This is a genomic window from Proteiniborus ethanoligenes (assembly GCF_900107485.1).
GTDB lineage: Bacteria > Bacillota > Clostridia > Tissierellales > Proteiniboraceae > Proteiniborus > Proteiniborus ethanoligenes.
Map to the genome: position 1 here is coordinate 1 of NZ_FNQE01000013.1, position 15,589 is coordinate 15,589.

At 31.9% G+C, this 15,589-nt stretch carries 14 protein-coding genes; 12 read left to right on the top strand and 2 right to left on the bottom strand.

All coding sequences use genetic code 11. The features are described 5' to 3' along the window. From BLV37_RS06560 to BLV37_RS06595, 8 genes are all read left to right on the top strand, one after another. A partial coding sequence (locus BLV37_RS06560; protein ID WP_143031487.1) for an IS3 family transposase occupies positions 1-297 on the top strand: 297 nt, incomplete at its 5' end. Positions 298-751: 454 nt separating this feature from the next. After that, a complete protein-coding gene (locus BLV37_RS06565; protein ID WP_091728971.1) occupies positions 752-1,729 on the top strand; it encodes an AAA family ATPase in 978 nt (325 codons plus the stop codon). 217 nt (positions 1,730-1,946) lie between these two features. Continuing rightward, a complete protein-coding gene (locus BLV37_RS06570; RefSeq protein ID WP_091728974.1) occupies positions 1,947-2,816 on the top strand; it encodes a DUF58 domain-containing protein in 870 nt (289 codons plus the stop codon). A 4-nt stretch (positions 2,817-2,820) separates the two neighbouring features. Continuing rightward, positions 2,821-4,611: a vWA domain-containing protein gene (locus BLV37_RS06575; RefSeq protein WP_091728976.1), complete on the top strand. Its 1,791-nt coding sequence runs from the start codon at positions 2,821-2,823 to the stop codon at positions 4,609-4,611. Then, the gene (locus tag BLV37_RS06580; protein ID WP_091728979.1) at positions 4,601-7,399 is read left to right on the top strand and encodes a VWA domain-containing protein; all 2,799 of its coding nucleotides are present in this window, start codon (positions 4,601-4,603) and stop codon (positions 7,397-7,399) included. Before BLV37_RS06575 ends, BLV37_RS06580 begins: the two co-directional genes overlap by 11 nt. 134 nt (positions 7,400-7,533) lie before the next feature. Next, entirely contained in the window at positions 7,534-8,460 is a 927-nt protein-coding gene (locus BLV37_RS06585; protein WP_091728981.1) for a DUF2935 domain-containing protein, read from the top strand. Between the two features lie 133 nt (positions 8,461-8,593). Then, a complete protein-coding gene (locus BLV37_RS06590) occupies positions 8,594-9,763 on the top strand; it encodes an iron-containing alcohol dehydrogenase (protein WP_091728984.1) in 1,170 nt (389 codons plus the stop codon). 216 nt (positions 9,764-9,979) lie between these two features. Then, positions 9,980-11,326, top strand: coding sequence for a metallophosphoesterase (locus BLV37_RS06595; RefSeq protein WP_091728986.1), 1,347 nt, complete (start codon positions 9,980-9,982; stop codon positions 11,324-11,326). Positions 11,327-11,393: 67 nt separating this feature from the next. Here BLV37_RS06595 and BLV37_RS06600 read toward each other — a convergent pair whose 3' ends face one another. After that, positions 11,394-11,585: a thioredoxin family protein gene (locus tag BLV37_RS06600; protein ID WP_280140120.1), complete on the bottom strand. Its 192-nt coding sequence runs from the start codon at positions 11,583-11,585 to the stop codon at positions 11,394-11,396. A 202-nt stretch (positions 11,586-11,787) separates the two neighbouring features. Further along, a complete protein-coding gene (locus BLV37_RS06605) occupies positions 11,788-12,762 on the bottom strand; it encodes an MBL fold metallo-hydrolase (protein ID WP_091728991.1) in 975 nt (324 codons plus the stop codon). Between the two features lie 203 nt (positions 12,763-12,965). On the opposite strand from BLV37_RS06605, the gene BLV37_RS06610 reads away from it, so the two are divergent. The 4 genes from BLV37_RS06610 to BLV37_RS06625 all read left to right on the top strand — a co-directional run bounded on the left by BLV37_RS06610 (position 12,966) and on the right by BLV37_RS06625 (position 15,473). After that, the gene (locus BLV37_RS06610; protein ID WP_091728994.1) at positions 12,966-13,415 is read left to right on the top strand and encodes a GNAT family N-acetyltransferase; all 450 of its coding nucleotides are present in this window, start codon (positions 12,966-12,968) and stop codon (positions 13,413-13,415) included. A 134-nt stretch (positions 13,416-13,549) separates the two neighbouring features. After that, complete coding sequence (locus tag BLV37_RS06615) at positions 13,550-13,924, top strand: GntR family transcriptional regulator (protein ID WP_091728997.1); 375 nt, start codon at positions 13,550-13,552, stop codon at positions 13,922-13,924. After that, a complete protein-coding gene (locus tag BLV37_RS06620) occupies positions 13,924-14,799 on the top strand; it encodes an ABC transporter ATP-binding protein (protein WP_091729000.1) in 876 nt (291 codons plus the stop codon). Before BLV37_RS06615 ends, BLV37_RS06620 begins: the two co-directional genes overlap by 1 nt. Beyond that, positions 14,799-15,473, top strand: a complete 675-nt coding sequence (locus tag BLV37_RS06625) for an ABC-2 transporter permease (RefSeq protein WP_091729003.1) — start codon at positions 14,799-14,801, stop codon at positions 15,471-15,473. The genes BLV37_RS06620 and BLV37_RS06625 overlap by 1 nt, the downstream gene beginning before the upstream one ends. Positions 15,474-15,589 lie beyond the last annotated feature (116 nt).

Below are 15,589 nucleotides of genomic sequence, written 5' to 3' on the forward strand. Positions count from 1 at the left end.
TTTCATAGCGATAGAGGTTTTCAATATACTAATAATTCCTTTAAAAGTAAGATTAATAAAGCAGGGATGACACAAAGTATGTCTAGAGTTGGTAAATGTATTGATAATGGTCCTATGGAAGGATTTTTTGGGATTTTAAAAGCTGAGATGTTTTATGGAAAAACCTTTAAATCTCTTGAAGATTTAAAAGAAGAAATAATCAAATATATTAAATTCTACAATGAAGAAAGATTTCAAAAAAGATTAGGGTGTATGGCTCCTTTAGAATATAGAAACCACACACCCAAAAGTGCATAAAACTTAATTAAATTAGTTGTCTACTTGACAAGGGTCAGTTCAAGGAGATTATTAGGAAGTATTTTAGCGAGTTAGAATAGTGTAGAATAGTATGGAATTTAGGATAAAATACACGCTCACGGTTAGCAGTCGGGCTAAACAAATTTATTTGTTCGCTACGCTCACATAAATTTGAAGCCCTTTGCATTTGGCCTACCATCGATTCACTTCATGAATCGGGTTAGGTCATAATCGGTCACGAATAATTCTATAGCTCATTTCGGTAAAAAATCCTACAACTTGCAAACTCACTACGCTTAAACAGTACAAGTTGCTTAACGGATTTTTCACCTGCATTCGCTAAGAATTATAGTCGTGACCTGCAAATGTTCGCTTAGTATTTTATCCTAAATTCCTAAAATAGGTATCATGATTTTATTCAAATTTGTATTTTTAAAGAATAGAGGTGTATTAAATGGAAATAGCTGAAAAGGATATAATGGATTTTAGAGAGAAGACGGAAAAAATCAAAGCAGAAATAGGAAAAGCGATAATAGGACAAAAGGATGTTATAGAACAGGTATTGATTGCAATCCTATGTGAAGGCAATGTACTATTAGAAGGTGTACCTGGCCTAGGGAAAACTCAGCTTGTAAAGACAATAGGCAAGGTCCTTGATTTAGAATTTTCAAGAATACAATTTACTCCAGACTTAATGCCTGCAGACGTAGTAGGGACTAATATTATTTCTCAAGATGAAAAGGGTGTCGGCAGATTTACATTTCAAAAAGGACCTATATTTAGCAATATAGTCCTTGCAGATGAGATAAACAGAGCAACACCAAAAACTCAAAGTGCAATGCTAGAGGCAATGCAGGAAAAGACCGTTACAGTAGGTAATCATACTTATACCATGAGTAAGCCTTTTTTCGTATTAGCCACTCAAAACCCTATAGAGATGGAAGGAACATATCCATTGCCTGAAGCTCAAATGGACAGGTTTTTATTTAAGTTAGATGTTAAGTTTCCTAAGCTAGAGGAGCTTAGTCAAATAGTTAGTATTACCACCTCAGTTAATGAAAATGAATTAGAAAAAGTAAGCAATGGAGAAGAGCTTATTAAAATGGCCAATATTGCTAAGGATGTTCCTGTGGCGAAGCCTGTTATGGATTATGCTATGAAGCTTATACTAGGGACACATCCAGAAGAAAGCTTAAGTCCAGAAATAACTAAAAAATATGTAAGATATGGCTCAAGCCCTAGAGGAGCACAGGCAATCATTAAAGCAGCTAGAGTAAAAGCTTTAATGGAAGGAAGATACAATGTAGCCTTTGATGACATTAACTATGCAGCTTATCCAGTACTGAGGCACAGAGTACTACTAAACTTTGAAGCAGTATCAGATAATATTAGCAGTGAAAAAATAATCCAAGAAATAATACTTAGTTCTTAACTTAGTTGTTAGTTGCTAGCTCTTAGTTCTTAGCTAACTACTAATAAAGGATTGAGAAATAATTAAGAATTAAAAATTGATTAGAGATATTTGTTCTGTCATACTGAGCGTAAGCGAAGTATCTCTAAGGGTTTAACAACTGTTCAACTATTGTTCAACAACTGTTTAACCATTGTTCAACTACCGTTCAACTATTGTTCAAAAAAGGATTGATTATATGGAACAAAGACTTATAGATAGTGGTTTATTAAAAAAACTAGAGTCCTTAAAGCTTAATTCTAGTATAATCCTGAATAAAGGCTATGGTGGAGGCAGAAAATCTAAAAGCAAAGGTTCCTCTGTAGAGTTTTCTGATTTTAGAGAATATGCTCCTGGGGATGACTTTAGAAAAATTGACTGGAACGCATATGGAAGATTTCATAAGCTTTTTATTAAACTGTTTATGGAAGAAAGAGAAGCAAATATTAATATTTTTATAGATAACTCTAAGTCAATGGATTTTGGGAATCCTAAAAAATCTACTATAGGAAAGCAATTAGCATTGGCAATAGGATATTTAAGCCTAGTAAATATGGATAGAGTCAATATTTATACTTCTAAAGAAGGCAAGCTAGAAGGCTTAGAGGGACTAAGCGGTAAAAATAACGCTTACAGATTAGCTGGATACCTAGACAGTATAGACTTCCATGAATCAGAGGATGTTTTTTCACTTACGAAAACAAGAGGATATAAAAGAGGAATATCAATAATAATATCTGACTTGTTTTCAGATGGCTTTGAAGAAATAGTTAAGTATTTAGCCTTTATGAATCAAAGCATAGCAGTACTAAATGTGCTTTCAGCTGAGGAAATAAATCCTTTATACTCAGGTGATATAAGGCTAATTGACAGTGAAACAGAGGAAGGAAAGGATATTAGCATAACCCAATCCGTTATCAGTTCATATGAAAAAACATTACAGAAATTTATAAATAGAAACAAGGAAATATGTAGAAAATTTAGCTGTCAATACAGCTTGATTTCAAATCAGCTTTCAATTGAAGCAATTATTTTTGATAATTTAACTAGTGCAGGAATATTGAGGTGAAATAATGAGCTTTTATTCTCCGATTTTCTTTTTGCTTTTTATAGGTTTGGTACCTATTATAATTATGTATTTACTAAAAAAACAGCATACAGAGCTTACCATATCTAGTAATTATTTATGGGAGAAGGCTCTCCGAGATGTGGAAGCAAACAGACCTTGGCAGAAGCTAAAGAAAAATCTTCTGCTTATTTTGCAATTATTAATTTTTTCATTAGCAGTCTTTGCATTAGCACGTCCATTTATTTTTTCAAATGCTATAAGTGGGGGTCATACTATTATAGTCCTAGATACATCCTTGAGTATGCAAGGGAAATCGAAGGACAGTACTAGATTTGACATTGGAAAAAAAGAAGGCGAAAAGCTAATAGAAAATCTTAGACCAGATAGTAGAGTTACTATTATTGCAATGGATGCTACACCTAATATTATATTAAACAGTACAAAAGACCAGAAGCTAGCGAGGAAAAAGCTAGAGGAGCTAAAGCCTTCCAACACTGTAGATAATGTGGAGGAAACCATATCTCTTTTGAAGGCAATGGTCAAGGATGAAGAGGACTATTCCATACTTGTGTTTACAGATAAAGGGATTGAAGCGGATATAGATAATTTATTTGTAAATTACATTGATGGAGAAGAAAAAAATATAGCTATAGATAATATTTCCCACTCTATTGATAAAAATGGTATTACTGCTCTTACAAGAGTTACAAACTATTCAGACGAGGATGTAAAATTTGATTTATCACTGTATGTAGATAATAAACTTAGTGATGTTAAAGAAATTAGCCTTCCTCCAAGAGAAAGCAATAATATTTATTGGCAGGGAATTCATCCTAATGTAGGAATAATAACAGTAGAAGCAGATATAGATGACAGCTTAAAAGAGGATAATATAAGATATCATGTAGTAAATCCTAATCCTATAAAAAAAGCATTATTAATGACTAAGGGAAATGTATTTCTAGAGAAGGCCATTAGCTTAAATAATAATGTAGAATTATATAAGATAAATGAAGCTTCAGAGAATATAGAAGGATATGATTTATATATTTTTGATGGTATGGCTCCAGAAAAGCTTCCTACAGATGGCAATATTATTATGATAAATCTTGAAAACAATGAATTGTTTAAAGCTCCTGTTGTAAAATTTGGTGAGCTAAAGGCATTAAATGATGAATTGTTTAAATATGTGAATCTTGACTTTTCTCTAAGTGAGGCCAGATATATTAAAGACGCTGATTGGATTGAACCAGTGCTTTTAATAGATGATAATACTGTAATTGGAAAGGGACAAAAAGATAATCAAAAGATGATAGTCTTAGGCTTTGACTTTCACCATACAGATTTTCCGCTTAAAATAGACTTTCCTATTTTTGTTCAAAGCATGCTAGATTATACTTTAAACATTGGAATTCAAGAAAAGACTAACATATTAGTAGGGGAAGGCCTGAATCTAAACATTTTACCTAAAACTGAGGAAATAAGTATAATAAAACCAGATGGAAAAAAAGAAATGCTGTCCTTATCTTTAGCATTGTCACCATATACTGCACAGGAGCTAGGTGTATATAAGATAGAACAAAGGATAGGAGAAGAATTGCCTATTAGCTACTTTGCTTCAAATGTAAATACACAGCATGAGTCAATGTACCAATCCATGACAAATGAAGAGAGAGAAGAAATGGCTCAGGAAGGAAAAAAGGTAAAAGGTGAGAGAAGCATTAGCAATATATTGCTGCTTTTAGCAATTCTAATATTAGCAGCTGAATGGGTGGTGTATAGTCGTGGTAATTAAATTTAGCAATCCATTAGCTTTAGTATTAATGCCTTTAATCTTGATTTCCTTTTATTATTTTAGTAGAAGCTTAAAGTCTATGAATAAGGATAAATATAGAATGATATTAGCTATAAGGAGTACAGTAGCGATTTTGTTAATACTAGCTTTAGCAGGGATGAATATTAGAACATATGTAGATAATATAGCTACTGTATTTGCTGTAGATTTATCAGATAGTACAAGAAACCAGCATGAAGAGTATAAAAAGTTTATAGAGGAAGCACTGGAGCATACTACAAAAAAAGACAAGGTAGGGATAATTACCTTTGGACAAAATGGGGAAATAGAATATCCATTAAGAGATGATTTAGAGTCTATAGAATTTCAGACAAAGCCTAATGGAGGCCTTTCTAACATAGAAAAAGGACTTAAAATAGCTCAGACACTACTTCCTGATGATAGTATGAGAAGAATAGTTCTTCTCACTGATGGAGAAGAAAATACGGGAAATAGTAGTCTCGAAGCCTCCTTAATTAAAAATAAAGATATTAGCTTTAAAATATATAGTCCCGAAAAAATTCAGAGAGAAGATGTTCAGTTAAAAGGAATAGATGTTCCTAGCAAGCTTTATGAGAATCAGGAATTTGACATAGTTATAGAGATATTTAGCAATGTAAAAACCAAGGGAAGACTTTCCTTGTATAGAGATAATGAATTGTCAGGTGAAAGAGAAATAAATATTGAAAAAGGTAAAAATAGATTTGTATTTAGTGATGTGGCACAGGGATCGGGTTTTAAAACATATAAAGCAGTCATAACTTCACCTGTAGACAGCCTAACACAGAACAATGAATACTCTACATTTACAGAAATACAAGGTACACCTAGAATATTGTTAATTGAGGGAGAAAGCGGACAGGGAAGAGAAATATATAAGCTACTAGAAGCCTCTAGTATAGAGGTGGATTATATAAAGGATAAGGAGGCACCTATAAGTCTTTCTGAGTTGGTTAAATATAAAACTATAGTTATGAGCGATGTGTCTCTTGAACACATAGAAGGTGGTTTTTTAAATTCATTGAAAAGCTATGTACGAGACTATGGAGGAGGACTACTAGTATCCGGAGGAGAAAATAGCTTTGCACTAGGTGGATACTATAAAACACCTTTAGAGGAAATACTACCTGTAGACATGGAGATGAAGGTAAAGGGAGAGGTGCCTAGTCTAGGCCTTATGCTGGTCATAGATAAGTCAGGCAGTATGGAAGGCGGACAATTTGGTATAAACAAAATGGAAATAGCAAAGGAAGCAGCAATTAAGGCTGTAAACTCTCTTAAGCCAAAGGATAAAATAGGTGTTATAGCCTTTGACGGAACAGCCCAATGGGTAGTGAGGATATCTACAACAGATGATGAGGAAAGCATTAAATCAGCCATTGGAGCTATTAGAGCAGGTGGTGGCACTAGTATTCTCCCTGCATTAGACGAAGCATATTTAGCTTTAAAGGATGCAGATACTAAGCTAAAGCATATAATTCTTCTTACAGATGGACAGGCAGAATCAACAGGCTATGAAGTTTTAATGGATAATATAAAAGAAGAAGGTATCACAGTATCTACAGTAGCTGTTGGTGGTGATTCAGATACTAGACTATTAGAATGGATTGCTGGTACTGGTAACGGCAGATATTATTTTGCAGATGAATTTTCATCAATACCTGAAATATTTACTAAGGAAACATTCTTAGCTTCAAAAGCCTATATAAACAATAGGAGCTTTACACCGGTGATTTCAAATATCCATGATATAATAAGTCCATTTCATGAAGGAATACCTAACTTAGATGGATATATTGGAGCATCTAGCAAGGAAAGAGCAACTACAATACTTATTAGTGATGTAGGAGATCCAATATTAGTTTCATGGCAATATGGCTTAGGTAGGACTGTAGCATGGACATCAGATTTAAATGGAAGCTGGAGTGGGGAATATTTATCTACCCAGGAAGGGATAGATTTTATTAAAAACATGATTGAATGGACCTTCCCAAGAGCATCTAGCGATACAATTGCCTTTGAAACGGTTAATAATGGAGATGAACAAGAAATAATTGTAACAAATATTGATGAATTTCATCAGGATATAAGTACTGTAGCTACTATAATAGCACCAGATTTAAATACTTTTGATATAGAATTAGTACCTTCTAAGCCAGGAGAATATAGAGGAAATTTCCCAGTTTCTAATAAAGGTGTATATATAGTTAAGGTAAACCAATATAAAGATGGAGATATAGTAAATTCTTCAAACAATGTAGTGTTATCAAATTATTCTAAGGAATATGATAATACTTCTAATATGAATATATTAGAAGTATTAAAAAACAGGTCTGGTGGAGAATTTATTACAAACCCAAATGAAGTATTTATAGATGATTTAGATAGAGTATATGGAAGCAGAGAATTGTATCCCTTACTTATTTCAATGGCATTAGTGCTATTCATTTTTGATATTGGAATAAGAAGACTAAATTTAGGATTGATTAGATTTAAACGAAAAAAGGAAAGCATTCAAGAGAATGTTACTAATAATATTAAGAATGCAACTAAAGCAAAAAAAGAAGCTCATATAAGAAGTACTATGTCCCAAAGCTTTAATGACCTAGGAGCTGATGCCCTTAGCTATAAGACAGAAAAAGAAGAAGCAGGTAAAACTAAAGAAGAAAAAAGAGAAAGTGAGAAATCATCAGACCAAAGCCTAGATACTTCTAGACTGTTAAAAGCAAAGGATAAGAAAAGGAGATAAAGAGAATTTACTAACAATATATAAAGAATCAGTATATAAGTTAATAAATTAAACATTAATTGTAACTAGTGTCGTAATGAATCAATATTATATAGCATAAAGAAGCTTCGTAATGAGATAAAAGGAGGAATATTATGCTATCTAGTGTTGAATTTATTAGGCAGTCTTTAGAAACACATCTTTTTTTTGCTAGGATTATGAAGGAACATTCATTCTTTCTAGAAGTAGGCTTTACACCGAGAGACGTGAGTTTTTCTCAACAGGCAGACATGTTTAGAGTAGAATTCGATAGACTTTTGGGAGAGGTTATTTTTCTTTCAAATGGTGTAATTAGCCCTGGTGTAATTCAATCAGGAGAAGTAGTTACTCCATATACCCTAAAAGCTGAAATGGCATCAGCATATCTTACAGGTGTACAGATACAAACACATCTTACACAAGCAGAAGAAGGATTGATGGGTAGAGAACATTTAATGTTTGCTCCTATGCATGAGCAAGCGGTATGTATGATTAACCAAAAAGCGATAGCTTTGTTGACAGCTTTGATTGACTTTAAACAAAATATATTATCTAATGTTTTGTCCTGCAATATGTTTACTGTTAATTATCCACTATTAATTGACCACATAATGAGAGAAGCTAAGTTGTATCTAAGAATAGTTAATAGGCTTCAGATGAGAGAGAAAATCGATATAGACAAAGAGATATATGAACAAGAACTATTCTGGAATAGAATCATGGCAGAGCATTCTAAGTTTATTCGAGGTTTACTTGATCCTACAGAAGAAGATTTGTTCAATTTAGCTAACAATTTTGGTAGAGAATTTGATAAATTAACAGAAGACGTAAAAAAAGCTATTAATAGAACTCTACCGATTTCGAAAGTAACGGAGGAAAGCCTTGAAGCTACAAAAAGAGTTAGAGATTTTAATGCTCAAGGGACACAAGGATTAATTGAATGTAAAATTAAATCAACAATAATTCCACTGTTAGGAGACCATGTTCTCCGAGAGTCTAATCATTTTATACGTTTATTAAAAAAATTCCAGCAATTAGTTTAGTAAAATGTTGAGAGTGTGTAAAAGGAAGTTTTTTTACTTCCTTTTTATTTTTTTTGCCTGTTATAAGCTCAAACCTGGGTATATTAGATTTAAGAGTAAAAAATAATAATATATAAATTAGGGAGATGAAAATATGCTAAACTTTAATTATTCTATACCTACTCAAATTTTCTTTGGTAAAGATCAAATTCAAGTATTAGGTAAGGAAATAAAAAAATATGGAACAAAGGTATTACTTGCTTATGGTGGAGGAAGCATTAAAAAATACGGAGTTTATGATAAGGTAGTCGGCATACTAAAGGAAGAAAATATACCTTTCTGGGAATTGTCAAATATCGAACCTAATCCAAGAATAGAAAGCGTAAGAGAAGGAGTTAGAATCTGTAGAGAAAACCAAATAGATTTTATACTTCCAGTAGGTGGAGGAAGCTCTATAGATTGTGCTAAGGTAATAGCTGCAGGCTTTTATTATGAAGGAGATCCTTGGGATTTAGTTATTAGAAAGGCAAAAATTGAAAAGATTCTTCCAATAGGCTCAGTCCTTACATTATCAGCGACAGGTTCAGAAATGGATGCAGGTGCAGTAATTACAAATCCAGAAACAAAACAAAAGCTAGGCATAGGTCATCCTAACATGGCACCTAAGTTTTCTATATTAGATCCAGTATACACTTATACAGTGCCTGCAAGTCAAACAGCAGCAGGAACTGCGGATATAATGAGCCATGTCTTAGAATCATATTTTAGTAACAATACAGGAGCATATGTGCAAGATAAAATAGCAGAAGGCTTACTAAAAACCTGTATTAAATATGGACCTGTTGCAATAAAAGAGCCTGAAAACTATGAAGCAAGGGCAAATTTAATGTGGGCATCAAGTCTTGCTATAAATGGCCTTATTAGATATGGAAAAGAAGCTATATGGAGTGTTCATCCAATTCAGCATGAGCTAGGTGCATATTATGATATTACCCATGGAGTAGGTCTAGCAATATTAACACCTGTATGGATGAGACATGTACTAGACGATGATACTCTAGATAAGTTTGTAGAGTATGGAATAAATGTTTGGGATATTGATAGCACCAAGGACAAATACCATATAGCAAATGAGGCTATAGATAAAACACAGGAATTCTTTACCTCCTTAGGCATACCAGGAACTCTTGGAGAATTAGGTATAGGAGAAGAAAGTCTAGAAAAAATGGCTAAGGCAGTGACAGAATTTAACGGAGGAAAGGTAGGCTCCTATAAACCTCTCAGCTATGAGGATGTATTAGATATATATATAAAAGCTTTATAAAATAATCGTGAAGAAACCAAGTACAAGTTAAAATTGTATTTGGTTTTTTTCTTTATTAAAGAAAAAATTTCTAAATTATTACACAAATAGATAAATATATGGTATAATAAAAACACATAAACAATATGAACAAAATAGACAATATGAACAAAATTGATATTTTTTTAACACTCTTGTATTTTCTTTTAAGCTTTTATTAGAAAGCGTGGTGTGTTTATGAGTGAGAAGAGGATATTATTAACAGTTCTAATAGCTTTATGCTTAATAAGCTTGACAGGTTGTGTCAAGAAGCCAACCTTCTCTTCACCCTGCTGCAAAATTCCTTCAGGACATGAAGCCACCTTTATGATAGTATCAGATCCACATTATTTGTCACGAAGCACCTATGATGAAAACGAAGCCTTTAATGATTTTTGTTGTACTGCAGATGGTAAATTGATTATATATACTGAAGAAATAATAGATACTCTTATATGGGAAATAGAAAATAAAAAACCAGATTTTTTAATTATAAGTGGCGATTTGACCTGTAATGGTGAAAAAGAAAGCCATTTAGATTTTGCAAAAAAACTTGAGAAAATTGAGATACAAGGCACCTGTGTTTTCGTAATACCTGGAAACCATGATATAGAAAATCCTTGGGCTAGAAATTATTTTGGCAAAGAATCCATAATTACTGAAAGCATTACGGATGAAGAGTTTTATGAAATATACCATTCATTTGGCTATATGGAGGCTATATCAAAGGATGAGCATTCTCTTAGCTATCTACTGACTCCATCAGAAGATGTCTGGCTTCTGATGCTTGATTCTACTAAAAAGAATAAAGGAAAGCCATTAGATATTCCTGAAAAGGGAGGGGCAATACCTTCCAAAACACTGAATTGGATAGAGGAGTGTGCAAAGCTAGCCAAAGAAAACAATGCTAGACTAATAGCTTCCATGCACCATAGTCTATTAGAGCATAATTCGGTTATAAACAAGGATTACGTAATAGATAATAAAGATGAAGTCTTAAAGTTATTCAAAAAACTAGGCATTGAAATTGTACTCACAGGACATATACATTTACAGAGTATTAATAGCTATGAAGAAGGTGATTATAGGCTGTACGACATAGCTACTGGAAGCATCCTAGCATATCCCAATGTATATGGTGAACTAAAGCATATTCCAGGCTATGGCTTTGAATATAACAGCTATAAAATTGACGTAGAAGGTTGGTCTAAAGAAAACAACATAAAAGATGACAATTTGTTAAACTTTAAAATGTATTCAAAAGAATATTTTAAAGAAAAATCCTATGAAAAATATTATAAAGTATTAAAAGAAAAACTAGACTACGATAATGAAGAGAGCTATGAGGCTTTAGCAGATTCTGTGGCCAAAATGAATGTAGAGTACTTCCAAGGACAAAGGAATGATGTATTAAAAAAAGCTATAAAAGCCACAGAATATCAAAGGCTTATGGAATCCTTACCTGATTGCTTAAAAGCCTATATTCTAAGCATGGGAGATTGCCAATTTACAGATAATAATACATTATTAATTCCACAAGATTAAAAGGGAATTTAGCAGGGGGAAAATAAAAAGATTCAGGTCTAATGATTACTTTAAGACCTGAATCTTTTTATTTACTAAAGGCTTTATTTAATATTTCTATCATTTCTAAGAAATTAGGTACTCTACCCTCAAGGACTATTTTACCATTTATCATCATAGCAGGAGTTTTATTAATACCCAGCTCAGATAAAATTTTAGGATTTTCTATTAGCTCATATCTATAGTTCAAATTCATTCTCTTTAATGCCTCATCAACGATGGGGGCTAATTTATTACCGCCTCAGCAAACCTCATTTAAAAGCTTAATATCCATGAAAAACCCTCCAATTTTTTTATTGTTTTTACAATCAATAAAAATAATATATATCTATTATAGAATTATTTACTTAAATATTCAATTCTATATAGAAGAAGGCTATATTTAAATACTAAATAAAACAAATAAGCTTTTTGTAATTATATTATTTTTTAAGCTCATAATAAAGGACTCCATTTTCATTAAATTTCTGGACCTTTCCGGTACTCCATAGATGCTCTAGATGAGATACTGCTTCACCAACTGCAAACCATTTTTGTGGTCTAGGGAAGTCATCCCAGTCCTTAGCTCTTATATCCCAGTGCATATTAGCAGCTATATCTCTAGGAGTCATCTTCTTATTGTTGATAATATTTAGAATTTCATCTAAACGGTGTTCATGATGTTCTAATAACTCATCTATCCTTTTCCTATGATCAGTGATAATATTTCTATGAGAAGTAAATAGATAATCTATATCATATTCATAGACTTTTCTAAGATTACGGAAGTATACAGCTAATATGTCTTGTTCAAATCCCCAAAATGCAATGTTTGGAGTAATCCTATCAAGAATATGGTCTCCACAGAAGAATAGCTTATGATTTTTTTCGTAAAGTCCAATCTGTCCAGGAGTATGTCCTGGAATGTCTACTACTTCAAAGGAGTAATCTCCAACTAAGAACTTATAGCCTTCACCTACTATAATAAAATCCACAGGATTTTCTTGGGTATATCTATATCCAGGATTGTCACTTAACAGCATATTGTCCTGTTCAAGACCAAATAATTTAATATAGCTGTCATAAAATTCCCAAAACTCGTCTTTAATAGAATCATTTATCATTTTTCCATCTATTTTACTAGCATATACTTTTACACCTTCTTTAGCTAAATCATATGCAAGACCAGAGTGATCTGAGTGAAGATGTGTAATAAATAGATTTGTTTTTTTCAAATCTATATTTAATTCCTTAATACCTTGCATCAATGCATCCTTACATTCCTTTAAGTTAAAGCCTGTATCAATAATTAGACTATTATCATCGGAAACGATTATATAACTATTGAGTGCTTTTAAAGGGTTATTAGGTAGTGGAATTTCATTTACATAGATATTTGGATAAACTTTTTTTAGCATGTTAACCTCCTAAGCTTTAGTTTTTTCTATATTAAACGACACAAATAAATAAATTTTAGCATTACTAAATTATAACATATAAAATCTACATAATTCTACAAAAGCACATAAAAGAGTAAAAATTCCTTTAATAAAATAAAAGTGTGTTATATATTAGTATTAAAGCATTATGTTCATACTTTAATTTTGAAGAGGGGACAAAAATGGAGTGGAAAATTAAAAAATTTGAAGACTTAACATTAGGAGAAATATATAATATTTTAAAGGTAAGATGTGAAGTTTTTGTAGTAGAGCAGCAATGCTCTTATCAAGACTGTGATGGTAAAGACAAGGATGCCTATCACTTATTTTTAGAAAATAATGGCAACATTATTGCATATTTAAGAATTTTAGTAAAAGGAGTTTCCTATGAAGAAGTGTCCATAGGAAGATTTTTAGTTGCTAAAGAGTATCGCAAAAAAGGTATTGCCAGAGAAATGCTTGTGAAAGGGATAAAATTCATTGAAGAAAGCCTAAATGAAACTAGTATTAGAATCTCTGGACAAGAATACCTAAAGGATTTTTATGAGAGTCATGGATTTAAAATAGTATCAGACATATATCTAGAAGATAATATTCCTCATGTAGAAATGCTATATAGAAAACATAAATAAACATATACATAATAAAAAAGGAGCTCTCGGTCTGCATTGACTAAGGACTCCTTATTTTTTGTTTTAAAGCTATTGACAAAGCATTCTTTAAAGTATATACTGTGCATATACTATATATACAGAGGGGAGAAAAAATGTTTATAACATTATCTAACACTAACCCAGATCCTTTATATAAACAGGTTAAGGACCAGATAGTTCATGCAATAATCACAGGGGATTTAAAGGAAGATGAATTGTTACCCTCTATAAGAGCTATGGCCAATGAGCTTAACATAAGCGTTATTACAATTAAACGTGCATATGCAGATTTAGAAAATGAGGGCTACATAATAACACGACCTGGATTAGGCTCTTTTGTAAATACGGTTAATAAGGAAAGTTTAAAAAGTGGAAAAATTATAGAATTAAGAGAAAAGCTTAGAGATATAGTAAATGAAGCCTGTAAGTATAATATAAAAACAGATGATATTATTAGAATTATTAATGAGATAAAGGAGGAAAGATAATGGAGAATATTCTTGAAATATCAAATCTAAGGAAAGAGTATGAAGAGTTTACATTAAAAGATGTTTCCTTAACTCTTCCAAGAGGATATATAATGGGACTAGTAGGGCCTAATGGTGCAGGTAAGTCTACAACAATAAAAGCAATTATGAATCTAATAAATTACGATAGCGGAAAAATAAAAATATTTGGTCGTGATTATGAAAACCATGAGGAAGAGATTAAAAACAGAATAGGCTATGTGGGGGAAGAACAGTTTTTTTATGAGGATATGAGTGTTAAATGGATGGAAAAGTTCATATCTCAGCATTACATACAATGGGATAGGGATGAATTTTATAATCTTTTAGAAAGATTTAATGTAAGTAGCACAAAAAAGGTTCAAGAGCTTTCAAAGGGAATGAGAGTAAAGCTTTCATTAGCTCTAGCCCTAGCTCACAATCCAGAGCTATTAATATTAGATGAACCAACCTCAGGCCTTGATCCAGTTATAAGAAGTGAGATACTAAAGATTTTATTAGAGGTAATACAAGATGAAAACAAATCAGTATTATTTTCAACTCATATAACTGAAGACATTGAAAAAATAGCAGATTATGTCACATATATAATAGATGGAGAAATAATACTTTCTGCTCCTAAAGATGATATACTTGGGAAATGGAAAAGTATTCATATTAAAACTGGATACGAAATTCCTGAATTAAATAGTAAGCTAATAGGCATTGAAAAAAACTTTTTTGGCATATCAGGCTTAACAGATCAATATGAGAGTATGAAGAGCATGTTAAAGCCATATCTGGAAAAGGACATAGTAAGAGTTGAAAATACTAGCATAGACCAAATATTAATATCATTTGTAAAGGAGGAAAAATAATGCTCTATATAGTATATAAAGACCTTTATCAATCTAGAAAGACTATTGCATTATATTTCACTATAGGATTAGTTTTTATATTATATAGTTTTTTGAATAATTTAGGTTTAGCTATGTCAGCAGCTTTCACCTTTGTCATGGTATATGGTGTAGTAATAAGAACTGAGTACAATGAAGATAAAAATAAAGGCTATACACTCCTAAGAATTCTTCCCATAAAGCCATACAAAATAGTAATAAGCAAATATATAACTCCTCTTTTACTAGCAACTGCTGGAATTCTGTTTTATGTTATTATTGCAAAACTATCAGGTGGAAGGATGACTATAGACAATGTTGCAATTAGTATAATATTAGCGGGCTCGGGCTTTACCCTTGTATTTACAGGGGCCGTATATGTTCTTATATATAGATATGGTGCTGCAAAGGCAATAAATATTTCGAGGATTATCTTTTTTGCATTGATGTTTTTACCAGGGCTCATATCTTCCCTACTCGTTAAATATATTCCTAAACCAAGCTTTATTCAGTCGGGAAAGCTAGAAAATTTATTAGAAAGGCTTTCTAATAACCCAGTTAACTTTAACTTACTAATTATAGGTTTAGCATTGGCAATATATCTATTAACTATGTTAATCAGTATAAGGCAATTTAATAATAAAAGGATAATGTAGTAAACAAAGACCTGACAAAAATCAGGTCTTTGTTTTTTTTAGTATGTAATTTTTCAACCTTATGAAGGATTTTGAACCTTCAATATCGAATATATGTTCTATATAATTTTATGATT